We start from the raw sequence: 15,098 nt of genomic DNA, 5'->3' as shown, positions 1-15,098 counted from the left end.
AGACTTCAACTTATTTTTTGGACATCGGTTCGATAATTGCTTTTTGAATGAGCAAGTGGAAAACCGACAGGACGATCGACGCAAAAATGGCTGTCCCAAAGCCGTCCAGGTCAAAACTGTCCCCCATAATGGATGCGGTCATATAAAGAGTAATCGCATTGATGATAAACAAAAATAAACCTAACGTAATCACCGTGACAGGCAGCGTCAAAATCACCAGCACCGGCTTCACAAACATATTTAAGATCGATAAAATCAAACTTGCCGTGATGGCTGCCCCGATGCTTCTGACGTGAACCGAATCAAAGTAACCAGCAATAACGATTAATAATAAGGCATTGACAAGAACGTTTATGATCCATTTCATCATCTGTCGACGTCCCCTTCATTCGGCACTAGGAATACCCAGACAATATAAATCAGCAGAACGGGAACTCCGGTCGAAAATATAAATAATAGAACCGTAATGATTCTCAGCAATGACGCATCCATATTTAAATACTCAGCAAGACCCCCGACGACCCCGGCAATCTTTCTGTCTGTTTCGGATCGAAATAGCCTTTTCATTGTATCACTCCTGTGTATGGTTTAAATGGATCGATCCTGTCTTCGATTCCAAAAAAACAGTCATGCTATGATCATGATTTTGATTTGCTTTTAGATACATTTCTTTCTGGATTGTCTCGTTTTTTTCTTTTAAAATTTCCGCATCTGACAGATCATGAGACAGAGAACCGAGATTGCTTTTCAGCTCCGCTGTCACAGCGCAGTCCCGGGGAACATTCAGCTCTACGCTTCCAGTCGTTGTTTTCACGTATGCCGTCCGGCAGTGCGGATTTTTGACTGTTGCAGCAATATTACCGTTAAAGCTCTGCAGGTCAAGTGCATCGCATGAACCTTTAAGATCGATCAATCCATTGATGGTTTCCGCTTCAATCTCTCCGCAAGTATGGTCGGCGAGTTTGATTTGCCCATTTGCAGTTTCCAATGAAGCTTTTCCTGCCGTGAGAGCAGAGAACGACAGCACGCCGTTCGTCGTTTTGGCGGACAGCTCTTTTACGTTTAAATGTTCCCCTCTGACCGGGCCGTTAAACAGCTTAAAGCGGATTTTGCCGTACTCTTTGTCCGGTATATAGACGGTAAGGTTGGTCTTCATTGTTTTTTTCTCCGTGCGGATCGTGAACTTATCGCCTTCCACACCGCAGTCGATATGCTGGAGAAAAGCCTGCCTTGCTTCATCCTGATTTTCGGCGCGGTACACTTTTGCCTGGCATTCGACTCTGATGTCGGAATCGTTCCATGGTACAAGGTTGACGCTGCCGTTGGCAAGCTGAATATCCAGAGTCGAAAAATCGGAGTCTTTGAACTGGAATATATGCTGAACCTCGAACGAGTGCCCGAAATTCAAATCCAGGTCTGCTTCTTTCACTTTTTTTACAGCGGTATCAATCCATTCGAACAGTTTGGAACCGATTGAAGGCTTCGGTTCTTTTTTCTTTTCGCTGTAGAAGTCTTCCGCATCAATGACATTTTCAGACAGAGCTGTCACCTTGCTCTCCGTTTCCCTATAGTCTTCTTCAAGTTTTTCGATCAGGATCAGCGCCTCTTTCGCAGACAGTTTTCCTTCCTCGACCAATTTTAAAATTCGCTCTTTCTCATGCTTCATGAAAAGCTCCCCCGTTCTCCTTCTTTTAGGCCTGAGTCAGCATTTTAATCCCTTGAACAACGTTCCAGACCACAATAATCAAGCTGATGATCCCGAAAAAAACAAAACCTCCGACCATGAAAATGACCGCCAAATAACCGCCGTCATTAAAGATAAGCGAACCGCTGATCGCGCCTGCTGCCAATATGACTACGCTTATAAACGGAATAATATGCGAAATAAGCGAACGCATCGCATGCTTTTTCGTTTCTTGATCATCTGTTATAAAATACGCAGCGATTGGCAAAATAAGCGGGGCAAAAAAAAACGCTAAAATAACAAATTGCAGAAATCAGTGCGTTGTTTCTCGTCATGCAAAACACTCCTTATCGATGTAAAGCGTTCTTGTGAGTCTAATGTACAGTGACCTTATACTCAGTTTACGTGTATCTTGGCCTTTAGGTTTCATTTTCATTCGATCGGCGTGCGTCAAACTTCGCGAATTGATTTTTTTAGATTTTATGAATAGATTCTTTTTTTATAACCCTTTAAAATATGTGGCAAAGCCAAAGAAAAGGAGCGAGCGTTATGAAACAGAAATCGGAAGTACCCACCTCATCCGCCTCCCAGCTTCTTAGTCTGATTCAGGAACAAAAAAGGATGAATCAGGAGATCGTGAACCGATTGGAAGCGATCAACTCCGCTCCTCCGCTTTCCAGCGAAATCCGCTATTTAAAGGTTCTGCTCAACAGCAGCAGCACCCACATTTTAAACAGTATGATTGAAGCGGCCAAACACATCAGCCGGACTGAGCGTTAAACGTTCTCACGAAGTTCGTTTGATATTTCAACCAGATTTCCGTCGGGATCTCTGATATACACCGAAACGATCGGTCCTTCAGCGCCCGTCCGCTCTGCGGGGCCTTCTTCAATCTGAATGGACAGCCCTTCCAGATGACGGATCACATCATCAATGCCTGTATTTGTGATGAAACACAGGTCCAGGGAGCCGGGCACCGGGTGCTGTGCCTTCGGCTCATATTCTTTTCCAGCCTCGTGGAGGTTTATTTTTTGCCTGCCGAATGTCAGCGCTTTTCTTCCTTCTCTAAAAGTGACCGCATCCATCCCCAACACACGGCTGTAAAATTCGCATGTCGCTTCAAGGTCTTTGACCGTCAGGACCAGATGATCAATCCGATCGATCTTCATCACCCCATCCCCCTTTATGGTTTGTTTTTTACGTTATAACAGCTATTGAATAAAAGAGCAATGAAAATCTTTTGAACAAAGCTTGCCGCTGATCATTCGGCCATTGAAAAAGCCGCCGACGTGAGATCGGCAGCATGTTATTTACGGTCTGACAGCTTCTTTTTCCTGAAGCCGCTTTTTCATTCTGTTTTTGTCGCGTTCAATGATCGGTTTTAAATAATGGCCGGTATATGACCCTTCAACTTTCATGACTTCTTCGGGCGGTCCGGAGGCCACGATCGTCCCCCCGCCGTCTCCTCCTTCAGGGCCCAAATCGATCAAATAATCAGCTGCTTTTATAATATCGAGATTGTGTTCGATTACAAGCACGGTATCTCCATTATCGACCAGGCGCTGCAGAACGGCCAAAAGCCTTGCGATATCATCGACATGCAGTCCTGTCGTCGGCTCGTCCAAGATATAGAGTGATCTTCCCGTTGAACGGCGATGAAGTTCAGATGCCAATTTGACCCGCTGCGCTTCTCCCCCGGAAAGCGTTGTAGCCGGCTGTCCGAGCGTAATATAGCCAAGCCCGACATCATAGAGGGTCTGCAGCTTGCGCTTGATTTTCGGGATGTTCTCAAAAAATTGAACGGCATTTTCGACCGTCATCTCAAGCACGTCAGAAATGTTTTTACCTTTGTATGTGACCTGAAGCGTTTCACGGTTGTATCTCTTTCCGTGGCAAACCTCACAAGGAACGTATACATCGGGCAGGAAGTGCATTTCGATTTTGATAATTCCGTCGCCTTTGCAGGCTTCACAGCGCCCGCCTTTGACGTTAAAGCTGAAGCGCCCTTTTTTGTATCCTCTGACTTTCGCTTCATTCGTCTGGGCAAACACGTCACGGATGTCATCGAACACGCCGGTATATGTGGCCGGGTTTGACCTCGGCGTCCGGCCGATCGGAGACTGGTCGATGTCGATCACTTTATCGAGGTGCTCGATTCCTTTTATTTCTTTGTATTCTCCCGGTTTTGCCTTCGCCCGATGCAGCTTCTGAGCCAGCGTTTTGTGGAGAATTTCATTGACGAGCGTGCTTTTCCCTGATCCCGATACCCCGGTGACAGCTGTGAACACGCCGAGCGGAAACTTCACGGAAACATTTTTCAAGTTGTTTTCCTTTGCGCCTTTTACCTCGATAAAACGGTTGTCAGGCTTCCTTCTCTCGGCAGGAAGAGGAATGAATTTTTTCCCTGAGAGGTACTGCCCTGTCAGCGATTGATCATCGTTCATCACTTCTTCCGGTGTTCCGGCAGAGATCACTTCTCCCCCGTGTACGCCCGCGCCGGGTCCGATATCAATTAAATAGTCGGCGGCAAGCATCGTGTCCTCGTCATGCTCGACGACGATCAAGGTGTTTCCGATATCCCTCATGTTTTTGAGCGTATCAATCAGGCGGTCATTATCGCGCTGATGAAGACCGATTGACGGCTCATCAAGAATGTAGAGGACACCGGTCAGCCTTGAGCCGATTTGCGTTGCAAGCCTGATCCGCTGCGCTTCTCCTCCCGACAGAGTGCCGGCGGCGCGGCTGAGCGTCAAATAGTCAAGCCCGACATTGTTCAAAAATCCAAGGCGCTCTTTAATCTCCCGCAAAATGAGGTTGGCGATCTTCATGTCTTTTTCCGAAAGTTCAAGTTCACGGAAAAATTGAAGGGCGTTAGAAACCGACATTTCGGTTATTTTGCCGATATGAAGGCCGTTTACCAGTACGGCGAGGGATTCCTTTTTCAGACGGTAGCCTTTGCATGAAGGGCACGGCTGATTGGCCATGTATTTTTCCATCAGTTCCCGAACGTAATCAGAGCTCGTTTCTTTATAGCGCCTTTCGATATTGCGGATGACGCCTTCGAACTCAATGTAGTTTTCCCGGACCTGTCCGAAGTCGTTTTCATATCTGAAATAAATCTGCTCGTCTCCGCTGCCGTAAAGGATTTTTTCAAGCTGGTGCTTCGGCAGCTCCCTGACCGGAACATCCATATCGATTCCATAATGGCTGCATACCGCTTCAAGCAGCTTCGGATAATACTGGGAGCTTTGCGGTTCCCAAGGTGCAATCGCATTCTCCTTTAGCGACAGCTCATCGTTTGGAATGACGAGCTCTACATCGACTTCCAGCTTGGACCCGAGGCCGTCGCAGCTCGGACACGCGCCGAACGGGCTGTTGAAAGAGAACATTCTCGGCTCCAGTTCACCGATTGAAAAACCGCAGTGCGGGCAGGCATGATGTTCGCTGAAAAGCAGCTCTTCCTGTCCGATCACATCGATGATCACGCGGCCTTCACCGAGGCGGAGCGCCGTTTCGAGCGAGTCTGTGAGACGGGCTGCTACCCCTTCTTTTATAACGATACGGTCGACGACGACTTCAATCGAATGCTTTTTATTCTTTTCGAGCTCGATGTCTTCTGAGAGGTCGTTCATTTCGCCGTCGATCCGGACTCTCACATAGCCTTGTTTTCTGATTTGGTCGAGCACCTTCACGTGCGAACCTTTTCTTCCCGAGACGATCGGCGCGAGCACCTGGATCTTCGTGCGCTCGGGATATTCCAAAATTCTGTCCGTCATCTGTTCGATCGTTTGCGAGGTAATTTCAATGCCGTGAACCGGGCAGACCGGCTTTCCGATTCTGGCAAACAGCAGCCGGAGATAATCATAGATTTCCGTCACCGTTCCGACTGTCGACCGGGGGTTCCGGCTCGTCGTTTTCTGATCGATGCTGATCGCCGGCGACAGGCCTTCGATCGCATCGACGTCGGGTTTGTCCATCTGTCCTAAAAACTGGCGGGCATACGCGGAGAGAGACTCGACATAGCGCCGTTGCCCCTCTGCATATATCGTATCGAACGCAAGGGATGATTTCCCTGATCCCGAAAGACCTGTCAGCACGACAAGCTGGTCCCTCGGAATAGAGACATCGATATTTTTCAGGTTGTGGGCCCTTGCACCTTTCACCTCAATTCGTTTCGTTGCCATTCTCCATTCATCCTTCCGATTTTAACTCTAGGAGCAAGTCGCGAAGCTCAGCGGCACGTTCAAAGTCAAGCGCTTTTGCGGCTTCCTTCATGTCGTTTTCCATTTGAGCGATCACTTTTTCCCGCTCTTTCTTCGTCATCTTCGAAAGCTTCGGCTCCTCTTTTGCTTGATATTCTTCCTGCTCTTCAGCAGCATGAGTTGCCCGGATGACGTCCCTGATCTTTTTGTTGATCGTTTTCGGCGTAATGCCGTGTTTATCATTATAGGCCTCCTGCTGTTCGCGGCGGCGCTTCGTTTCATTGATTGCGATTTCCATTGAGTTGGTGATTTTGTCGGCATACATGATCACGCGGCCTTCGGCATTTCTGGCGGCGCGGCCGATTGTTTGGATGAGCGAACGCTCAGACCGCAAAAAGCCTTCTTTGTCTGCATCAAGGATGGCGACAAGTGAAACCTCCGGAATATCGAGTCCTTCCCTCAGCAGGTTGATGCCAATGAGAACGTCATGCTTGCCGAGGCGAAGGTCGCGGATGATCTCGATCCGCTCCAGCGTTTTAATCTCGGAATGCAGGTACGTGACCTTGATTCCGATTTCTTTCAGATAATCCGTCAAATCCTCGGACATTTTTTTCGTCAGCGTAGTGACGAGGACGCGTTCATTCCGCTCGATTCTCTGCTGGATTTCGCCGATCAGATCATCGATCTGCCCTTCAATCGGCCTTACCTCAATGATCGGATCAAGCAGCCCCGTCGGCCGGATGATCTGCTCTACCATTTCAGGCGTATGCTCAAGTTCATAAGGGCCCGGCGTAGCCGACACATACACGATGTTGTGAATGTGCTTTTCAAACTCTTCAAACCTGAGCGGACGGTTATCCAAAGCGGAAGGGAGCCTGAATCCGTGATCGACGAGAACCTGTTTCCTCGCCTGGTCTCCGTTGTACATTCCTCTGATCTGCGGCATGGTGACATGCGACTCGTCTATGACCATCAGGAAATCGTCCGGAAAGTAATCGAGCAGCGTATATGGAGTCGAACCTGCCGGACGAAGCGTCAAATGCCTTGAATAGTTTTCGATGCCCGAGCAAAAGCCCATTTCGCGCATCATTTCCAAATCGTATCTCGTCCGCTGTTCCAGACGCTGGGCTTCAAGGAGCTTGCCTTCTTCACGAAGCGCTTTAAGGCGCTCTTCCAGCTCCTCTTCAATGTTTATGATCGCTTTCTTCATCTTTTCTTCCCGCGTGACGAAGTGGGAAGCCGGGAAGATCGCGACGTGTTCCCTCTCCCCTAAAATTTCGCCTGTCAGGGCATCCACTTCCCTGATTCGTTCGATTTCGTCCCCGAAAAATTCAACCCGGATGCAGTGCTCATCCCTTGAAGCCGGGAAAATCTCGACGACATCGCCGCGCACCCTGAATGTTCCGCGCTGAAAGTCGATATCATTCCGCGCATATTGGATGTCAACGAGCTTTCTGAGCAGCTCATTTCGCTCGATTTCCATTTCCGCTCTGAGCGAGAGCACCAGTTCCCTGTATTCCTCTGGGGAACCCAAGCCGTAAATACAAGAAACACTCGCCACAATGATGACATCTTTGCGTTCAAAAAGAGCAGACGTGGCAGAGTGCCTTAATTTATCAATCTCATCGTTAATGCTGGCATCTTTTTCGATAAATGTATCAGTCTGAGGCACGTAAGCTTCAGGCTGGTAATAGTCATAATAGCTGACAAAATATTCGACTGCGTTGTTTGGGAAAAATTCCTTAAACTCGCTGTACAGCTGTCCGGCGAGCGTTTTGTTGTGGGCGATGACGAGAGTCGGTTTGTTGACTTCTTTAATCACGTTTGACATCGTAAACGTCTTTCCTGTACCGGTCGCCCCCAAAAGCGTCTGATGCTTTCTGCCTTCATTGATTCCTTTGACAAGCTGATCAATCGCTTTCGGCTGATCCCCCTGGGGCTGATAATTCGAGACTAATTCAAAGCGGTCTTTCACAAAAAAGCCTCCGTTTCTTTACGAAATCTTCCTGCTTATTATTTTAACACACCCGAAGTAAAAATACGAACTAAAGTTCGGTTTCTGTGTTTTCCCACAAAAGCCGGCCCTTCCTGATCTATCAAAAAACCCCTCCTTTTTGTCATCAAAAGCAGGGCTTTACGGCAATCATTCTTACGATTTCTATGAGTCTTCCTTCTTTTCGCCCGCCTTTTTCGCCGCATAGAGTGAACCGGCCACGAGCGAGACGATATCAAGTCCTACAATAAAAAAGGTTTCCGTATAACCTTTTAAATATGAAGCGAACAACAGCGCTGCGGTCAGCGCAATCCCGACGTAATGGTTATAGGTCACCCTTGTAAAAAACAAGACAAGCAAGAAAGGAAATATCAGTGCAAAAACGGCTTTTGTAAACACAAAAACCCTCCTCACGTTTCTTGATCTTATTCGATTATATTAAAGAACAAAGAAACGGACAAACATGGACACTCATTCATTTTGTCCATTATCATGCCGCGTTATTCGGAATCAGACGTTAAAAGGCGAAAAAGAACGAGATTCCGGCTGCCAGGAGGTTCGGCATGGCGAAAACGGCGAGTGCGTTTGCCAGTTTGCCGTTCCACTCCCTGTGCTCCTTCGTTTCCGAATCGTGATTTCCCTTGAACCGGTCACCGCTGACAAATACGCCGGAACATAAAGCAGACAGCAGAATTGCGCCTAGTCCGGCGGATCCCGAAACTTTGAAAATCAACGTCCAATCCCCGGCCGCAGCCGAAATCAATACAGCTATCAAACAAACAAAAACACCGGCGAGAAAAGCCTTTTTCATCAATCATTCTCCTTCAATCGGTTCTATCCATCATCCTAGCGGAACGTTTTGTAAAAGACAACCAAAAAGATTCCCCAAAAGGAAAAGCAAAAGCGCCCGAAAAAGCGGCGCTTTATTAACATCAATTATTCTGTTTCTTGTGAGGCGGCTGCCTCAGCGTGCTTCATCGCCGCATCCTCTTCTTTTACAAAGATGATGCCAAGCTCATGATGCTCTCCTTCATATGAAGCTCTTTGTTCAAAACGAATTTCATTGTTTAAACCGACGACTTCAAGTTTGAAGAAAGCACGGTTCTTTTGAAGCGCTTCGTAGAAGTCCGCCGCATTTTTCACTGAAATCCCGTTAACCTTCGTGATGATTTCGCCGATCTTGAGACCGAGATCGGCTGCCGGCGTGTTCGGAATAATGCCGAGCACCACGAGCCCCTGGTCTCTCTTTGAAAAATGGAAAGGGGCGGAATTATCGTTCATCCGCTGTTTCCATGATAAAAAGGCCCTTCCTGCGATCGCCGCTCCGGCGGCAAGAGCGGCAAGCGGCGTCCACCATACGCTTCCGGCCGCGAGCAGCAGAATGATAATACCAAGCACGCTGATGCGCTTCGCTGTAATTTTAATGCTTTCAATCGGAAGCGATCCTTGAACTCTTTGGCCGAAGCCGATGAAATAAGGAATCCAGAGGAGCTCAAAGCCTCCGTTAAATGACAGAACGGGCCACCACGGAACCGATGATTCGATCGCATGTCCCGGAATGAGAATGAACAACGGCAAAAGCCAGGTTCTGCCCGCAATCTGCTGGCCGATCGGGAGCCCTCTTTTGCTCATAACGATCGCAGGGGAAGTTTTGATATGTGCCGTTTTGTAGACGAGCACTCCTTCCGCTACCAACAGAAGTCCGAGCAAGACGGCAGCAGCCGGCCAATTCGCGAGGGACAGCTGCGGAAGTAATGCGTCAAGCGCTCCGAAACCGGTGTATTCGATACATAAACCGGCGACGATGCTCACGCCAAGCGTATATGCCGCTGACAGCAGACTCTGTCTGAAAGTTAAAGCTGCGGCAACGCTGACCGCCGCTATTAAAACCAGCATACCCATCGGCAGATACAGCCCTAAGCCGAACGAAACAATGGACAGCACGAGTCCCGCCAAGAGTCCTTTAGAATATGTAAACTTAAACTCGTCATAAATATCTTCAATACGCGTATGAAACGTCTTTCTTTCACGTTTGATCCGGGCATAGCCGTAAGCAAGACTCATGATCATCATAAAATAGAAGAGCGGGTGCAGAAAAAACAATCCTGCTCCTTTTAAAAGTTCAATTAAGCTTTCTTCAACTGACAAGGGAACGTTCACCGCCTCAGCCAAGCATTTCAGGCCGCCTTAAATACGGCAGCTTTTTAACGTTGGATATTTTAGGGAAACCCAGCTTGTCTAAAGCGTCGGCACGAGGAAATGACGTGCGGCCGTTCAGGCGGGATGCCTGAGCCGTCAGCCGCAGAAACTTTCGTCATGATGCTTTAACGCCGGTGCTTTTTAAGCGCATTCGTGACGACAAATGCTGGCACCTTTAGGCAAGCTGGTGCATTTTATTATTATTCTAACAAATAATAAAATGCTTGGGTATGGTAAACGTGAGGTTTATTTCTCCTGGCTCATCCAAAGCGTCACATTCGACAAAGAAAAGTCTTTCAGGTAATGATTGACTTCGACATCTAGAATATCTCCTATCAGCTGCATTGACCGCTTGATATCGGTCAGATTGATGCCGAGCCGCTTGTGGTTGTCCATCAAGTAGTTGAAATAAAGTTCCGCGCAATCCTCATTGATATCCTCCACACTTTCGACCGAAGTGTAGTTTACGAGGTATCTGCTGAACAGCATAAGCAACCCTACTGCCTTTGTAGCGGAAAACGTAACGTCTTGTGATCGAACTTTTAACTGCTCCACTAATTCATAGTATTTTTTCTCTCTCACAATACTTGCCCTTTTCAATCGTGTACCCCCATTTATTATTTATATATAAGAAAAGCGCAAGCGTCAGACGACTCCACCAACAGAGACGAAGAACGCAAACCGCGCTAACATTCTCCGCAAAAAAAATGCACACATTATAATTCTTGAAAAAGCTTTGGTTCTATTTTAAAAAGTTTTCCTTAGTTATACAACTTGCAAAAGTTACATTTTTACTGCATCTTTACATCCTTATAAAGTCTCCCATACACTTATGTTATCGGGTCAATTCTATTCATTATGAATGTTTTTTTTATGAAAAAACAAAAATTTTAGGTAAAAAGATTGAGAATTTATTTTCTGAGAATAAAAAAAGTGAGGACATCCTGTGTCCTCACTTTTTGTTAAACAGCACTTTTAATGCGGTTTGCAGCTGAAGATCGTTCTTTTCTTTCATCTTTTTCTCTTCAATCCGCAGGTTCATTGTATTTGCCGTTTTTTGGTCAATGATGCCCGTTTGTTTCAGCTTGTTTTCAGCCTGAAACGCCATGACGGCTTTTTTTGTGCCTTTACTGTAATAGCCGTCTTCCCGGCCGGGGACAAACCCGAGTCCTTTCAGCAGGTGCTGTGCCCGCTTAATTTCATTGTTGTTCATATCCGGCTTGAGAGGCTCCTTCAGCTGTACAGGCCCCACCGAGAAATATGCAGGCTGGGCGACTGGAACGGTCGGCTGAATTCCCTGCTTATGGATCCAATTCCCTTTAGGCGTCAGCCATTTATACAGCGTCAGCTTAATATTGCTTCCGTCTCCCATCGGAACCGCTTGCTGGACGGTTCCCTTTCCAAAGGAAGGATCGCCCACCACGTCGTAACCCTCGGCTTCTTTTAATGCACCTGCAAGAATTTCCGACGCTGAAGCGCTGCCCTTGTCCGTAATCACGCTCACAGGATATGGTTTTTTCTCTTTTAATTTTGAAAAGTATTGTTTTTTATTTCCGTTTCTTTCGGCGATTTGTATATATGGATGATCTTTTGTCACAAAATGTTTTAAAATGTCTTCAACGCTTTGCAAGTATCCGCCCGGATTGCCTCTTACATCCAAAACGAGCCCTTTTATTCCCTTTTTCTCAAGCTTTTTCAGTTCAGCAGTAAAATCTTTTGCCGTATGTTCGGAAAAGGAAGATATTGCGATATAGCCGACAGGTTTTTCCTGTATTTTTTTAATGGAAGCAAATACCGTTTCCAGCGGAATTTCATCGCGCTTAATTGTAAATGTCAGCTGATCTTTCATGCCGGGCCGATGAACTTTCAGCGTAACCGTCGATCCCTTTTTGCCCCTGATCTTTAATACGGCGTCATTCAAATCCATTCCGGCCATGGACTCGCCGTCGATACTGATGATTTCATCGTTCGGCTTTAATCCGGCTTTCTCTGCCGGAGACTGTTTAAAAGGAGAAACGATAATGATTTTCCTGTCTTCCATTCCGATTTCTGCGCCGATTCCTTCAAAAGAGGAATCAAGGGAATCTGAAAACCGCTTTGCCGTCTGTTTATCCATATAAACCGAGTATGGGTCATTCAATGTTGAAAGCATGCCCTGTATGGCTCCTTCCAACAGCTTTTCCCTGTCGACCTGCTCTACATATTCATTTGAAATCAGGTCATATGCTTTCTCAATTTTCTCCAATTCGTTTCTGGCGGCAGCCGCTGATGCTTTTGGAACGGCATCATGAAACGGAATCGGACCGGCGCCTGTTACCAAGCCGCATAACAGGCTGAGCGCAATGATGAGCCGTGCAATCTTCTGATTCATCCTATACCTCCTCTTCTGCCTGCACTATGTTTTGTTGCTTGAAGTATTATGCGCAAAAACCGCCCGTATCATGTAATCGATTTTCCATTCACAGCAAAAAAACTGCCGGATTGCCGGCAGCTTTTGCTTATATAGTCTTCACACGCTTGATGATTTCTTCTGTCACTTCATCCGTCGTACTTGAACCACCGATATCAGGCGTCAAGTAACCGCTTTTTAGAACGTCTTCGATCACGTCAAGCAATCTGGCACCGAGTTCTTCTTCTCCAAAATGATCAAGCATCATTTTAGCTGTCCAAATTTGGCCGATCGGGTTTGCAATTCCTTTGCCGATAATATCCGGGGCAGAGCCGTGCACAGGCTCAAACATGGACGGATATTTGCCGTTTACATTGATATTGGCGGCCGGCGCCACGCCTATACTCCCCATAATCGCCGCCCCGATATCGGTCAAAATATCACCGAATAAGTTGCTGGCAACAATGACGTCAAGCTTCTCCGGCTTCGTTACAAAAAAGGCCGACAGCGCGTCAATGTGCTGCGAATCAGCGGTAATGCCAGGGTAGTCTTTTGCCGTGTTCGCAAAGACTTCATCCCAAAAAGGCATTGAATATACGATTCCGTTCGATTTTGTTGCGCTTGTGACATGCTTTTTCCGTTTAGCCGCCAACTCAAATGCAAAGCGCATCGCCCTCTCCGCCCCTTTTCTTGAAAAAACGGCATTTTGGATGGCGATTTCATCTTCATCTCTGAAGATTCTGCCTCCGATCGAGCTGTATTCCCCTTCACTGTTTTCCCTGACGACAAGAAGATCGAAATCTTTTGGATTGGCCAGCGGAGACTTGATTCCTTGCAAATATTTCGCAGGTCTAACATTGATGACCTGTTCAAATTCGCGGCGGATTTTAATGAGCAGCCCCCATAGGGAAATATGGTCGGGGACAAGCTTGCTGTTTCCTACCGCTCCAAGGAAGATGCTGTCGAACTCTTTCAGCTGCTCCATACCGTCATCGGGCATCATTTCCCCGTGTTCCAAATAATACTCGCAGCTGTATGGAAACTCCGTAAACCGAAATGAGAGTCCTCCGTGAACATCAGAAACCGCTTTCAAAACTCGCTGTGCAGCAGGTACGACTTCTTTTCCTACTCCGTCACCGGGTATGCTGGCAATGTTGAATACTTTCATTAGATCATCCCCTATTCAAATAGTCGACTGTCGACAGGTGTCACTTTCATTCTATACCTTGTGTTATTTTCTGACAAGAACAAATTTTGAAGCATCTCGATTTGAATAACAAAAAGCCGATTCGGTCCATTTCCGGACGAATCGGCTTTCATTTTTAAAGCGGTATATAATTGGCCGGGTCAACAGCATTGGATTTCGCGTTGTTCCAAAGGCCTTTATGAATTTCAAAGTGAAGATGCTGCCCGTAGGATTGGCCTGTATTTCCCATCGTTCCGATCACTTGTCCCTGTTCAACACGCTGGCCTGTCTGCACTTTAATCGAAGACATGTGAGCGTAGACCGTCTGATATGTTTGCCCGTTGATATTATGGGTAATAAACACAACATTGCCGTAGCTGGACGAGTAATGGGCGTTATAGACCGTTCCGGCGGCTGCCGCATGAATCGGAACACCTGAACCGCGCTTGGCGATATCTACGCCGAAGTGATTCCCGAGCGAACGATTTCCGAACCCGGAAGTAAATGTGCCGGAAGCAGGACGGATAAAGCCTGAGCTGCTTGGTGCCGACGGTTTAGAAGAAGAGGCTTCCGATTGGCCGCTTGAAGCCCGGCGGCTCGCTTCAGCTTCCTGCTTTTTCCGATGCGCCTCTTCAGCTTTGATCGCTTCATCCTGACGCTTTAAAATTTCTGCTTCATTTTCGAGTGAACCAAGTTCTTCATGCGCATGATCTTTATCTTGCTTCACTTTTTTCATGACGTTTGCTTTCTCTTTTTGCTGCTTGTCGAGCGTCTTTTTTAAATCTTCCAGGTCTTTGAGCGCTTTTTCAAGGCTTTCAAGATCCTTGCTCAGCTTTGTCTCCTTTTCCTCAACAAGCTGAAGATCGCGCTTTTGCTCTTCCATCAGGTCTTTATCAGCTTCGACAATTGTCGAAACCGCACCCGCACGGCTGATGAAATCCCCAAAGCTTTTCGAGCCGAGAAGCACATCTATGTATTGAACGGAACCGCCGTTTTCCTGCATGGAGCGAACCCGGTCTTTCAATATTTTATTGCGTTTTTCAATCTTTTCTTTAAGCTTTTTGATTTGCTTTTTCAGCTCTTCAATGCTTTTCTTTGTTTGGTCGATTTCTTCGTTTTTCTTTTCCAGCTTTTCATTCGTGTTCGTCATCTGACGGTCGATTTTCTCGATCTCGCTTTTCAGGCCTGCTTCTTTTGATTCAAGCTTTGAAAGCTCCTGTTTCTTTTTCTCGAGTTTTGACTCGTTTTCAGATTTCTTGCTTTGAACGTCGCTCTTTTCTTTCTCCAAGTCTTCATAAGCTAAAGCATGGTTGCTTTTTAGGGGGATCAGCACTGCCGACGATCCGAGCACAGCGGTCAGCCCCAGCGTCATAAGCTTTCTTTTCAACCTTGGTTCCTCCTTGCCTTCAGAATCAAGGGAGCCCGGCGCTTTGCAGGCATCCCAG

At 46.9% G+C, this 15,098-nt stretch carries 14 protein-coding genes and 1 pseudogene; 1 reads left to right on the top strand and 14 read right to left on the bottom strand.

Annotated features, from left to right (window positions below):
• Positions 1–10 precede the first annotated feature (10 nt).
• From M1E06_RS03040 to M1E06_RS03025, 4 genes and pseudogenes are all read right to left on the bottom strand, one after another.
• The gene (locus tag M1E06_RS03040; protein WP_023856370.1) at positions 11–370 is read right to left on the bottom strand and encodes a phage holin family protein; all 360 of its coding nucleotides are present in this window, start codon (positions 368–370) and stop codon (positions 11–13) included.
• A complete protein-coding gene (locus M1E06_RS03035) occupies positions 367–567 on the bottom strand; it encodes a PspC domain-containing protein (protein WP_020453083.1) in 201 nt (66 codons plus the stop codon). Before M1E06_RS03035 ends, M1E06_RS03040 begins: the two co-directional genes overlap by 4 nt.
• A 4-nt stretch (positions 568–571) precedes the next feature.
• The gene (locus M1E06_RS03030) at positions 572–1,666 is read right to left on the bottom strand and encodes a DUF4097 family beta strand repeat-containing protein (RefSeq protein ID WP_020453084.1); all 1,095 of its coding nucleotides are present in this window, start codon (positions 1,664–1,666) and stop codon (positions 572–574) included.
• Between the two features lie 25 nt (positions 1,667–1,691).
• A pseudogene (locus M1E06_RS03025) lies at positions 1,692–2,019 on the bottom strand (DUF4870 domain-containing protein).
• A 214-nt stretch (positions 2,020–2,233) separates the two neighbouring features.
• Here M1E06_RS03025 and M1E06_RS03020 point away from each other — a divergent pair.
• On the top strand, positions 2,234–2,464 hold the full coding sequence (locus tag M1E06_RS03020) for a hypothetical protein (protein ID WP_043054487.1): 231 nt from the start codon (positions 2,234–2,236) through the stop codon (positions 2,462–2,464).
• Here the strand turns inward: M1E06_RS03020 and M1E06_RS03015 are convergent.
• The 10 genes from M1E06_RS03015 to M1E06_RS02970 form a co-directional block, all read right to left on the bottom strand.
• Entirely contained in the window at positions 2,461–2,853 is a 393-nt protein-coding gene (locus tag M1E06_RS03015; RefSeq protein WP_031305052.1) for a VOC family protein, read from the bottom strand. The two genes, M1E06_RS03020 and M1E06_RS03015, sit on opposite strands and share 4 nt — an antisense overlap.
• Before the next feature lie 141 nt (positions 2,854–2,994).
• A complete protein-coding gene (gene uvrA, locus M1E06_RS03010; RefSeq protein ID WP_020453087.1) occupies positions 2,995–5,868 on the bottom strand; it encodes an excinuclease ABC subunit UvrA in 2,874 nt (957 codons plus the stop codon).
• A gap of 7 nt (positions 5,869–5,875) precedes the next feature.
• Complete coding sequence (gene uvrB / locus M1E06_RS03005; RefSeq protein ID WP_020453088.1) at positions 5,876–7,861, bottom strand: excinuclease ABC subunit UvrB; 1,986 nt, start codon at positions 7,859–7,861, stop codon at positions 5,876–5,878.
• 183 nt (positions 7,862–8,044) lie between these two features.
• Positions 8,045–8,278 carry a CsbA family protein gene (locus tag M1E06_RS03000; RefSeq protein WP_020453089.1) on the bottom strand — a complete coding sequence of 78 codons (234 nt, stop codon included), beginning with the start codon at positions 8,276–8,278 and terminating at the stop codon, positions 8,045–8,047.
• A gap of 118 nt (positions 8,279–8,396) precedes the next feature.
• The gene (locus M1E06_RS02995; protein ID WP_020453090.1) at positions 8,397–8,690 is read right to left on the bottom strand and encodes a DUF5316 domain-containing protein; all 294 of its coding nucleotides are present in this window, start codon (positions 8,688–8,690) and stop codon (positions 8,397–8,399) included.
• Positions 8,691–8,815: 125 nt separating this feature from the next.
• Positions 8,816–10,051, bottom strand: a complete 1,236-nt coding sequence (locus tag M1E06_RS02990) for a PDZ domain-containing protein (protein WP_080131513.1) — start codon at positions 10,049–10,051, stop codon at positions 8,816–8,818.
• A 273-nt stretch (positions 10,052–10,324) separates the two neighbouring features.
• On the bottom strand, positions 10,325–10,678 hold the full coding sequence (gene swrA, locus M1E06_RS02985) for a swarming motility protein SwrAA (protein WP_003185659.1): 354 nt from the start codon (positions 10,676–10,678) through the stop codon (positions 10,325–10,327).
• Positions 10,679–11,030: 352 nt separating this feature from the next.
• Positions 11,031–12,449 carry a carboxy-terminal processing protease CtpB gene (gene ctpB, locus M1E06_RS02980; protein WP_216904452.1) on the bottom strand — a complete coding sequence of 473 codons (1,419 nt, stop codon included), beginning with the start codon at positions 12,447–12,449 and terminating at the stop codon, positions 11,031–11,033.
• A gap of 127 nt (positions 12,450–12,576) precedes the next feature.
• Positions 12,577–13,635: a tartrate dehydrogenase gene (locus M1E06_RS02975; protein ID WP_020453093.1), complete on the bottom strand. Its 1,059-nt coding sequence runs from the start codon at positions 13,633–13,635 to the stop codon at positions 12,577–12,579.
• A 154-nt stretch (positions 13,636–13,789) separates the two neighbouring features.
• Positions 13,790–15,040, bottom strand: a complete 1,251-nt coding sequence (locus M1E06_RS02970) for a murein hydrolase activator EnvC family protein (protein WP_020453094.1) — start codon at positions 15,038–15,040, stop codon at positions 13,790–13,792.
• Positions 15,041–15,098 lie beyond the last annotated feature (58 nt).

Source organism: Bacillus sp. AK124, from assembly GCF_053903085.1.
The sequence above is the reverse complement of the archived record's forward strand: the minus strand, read 5'-3'. Positions and strand labels throughout refer to the sequence as shown.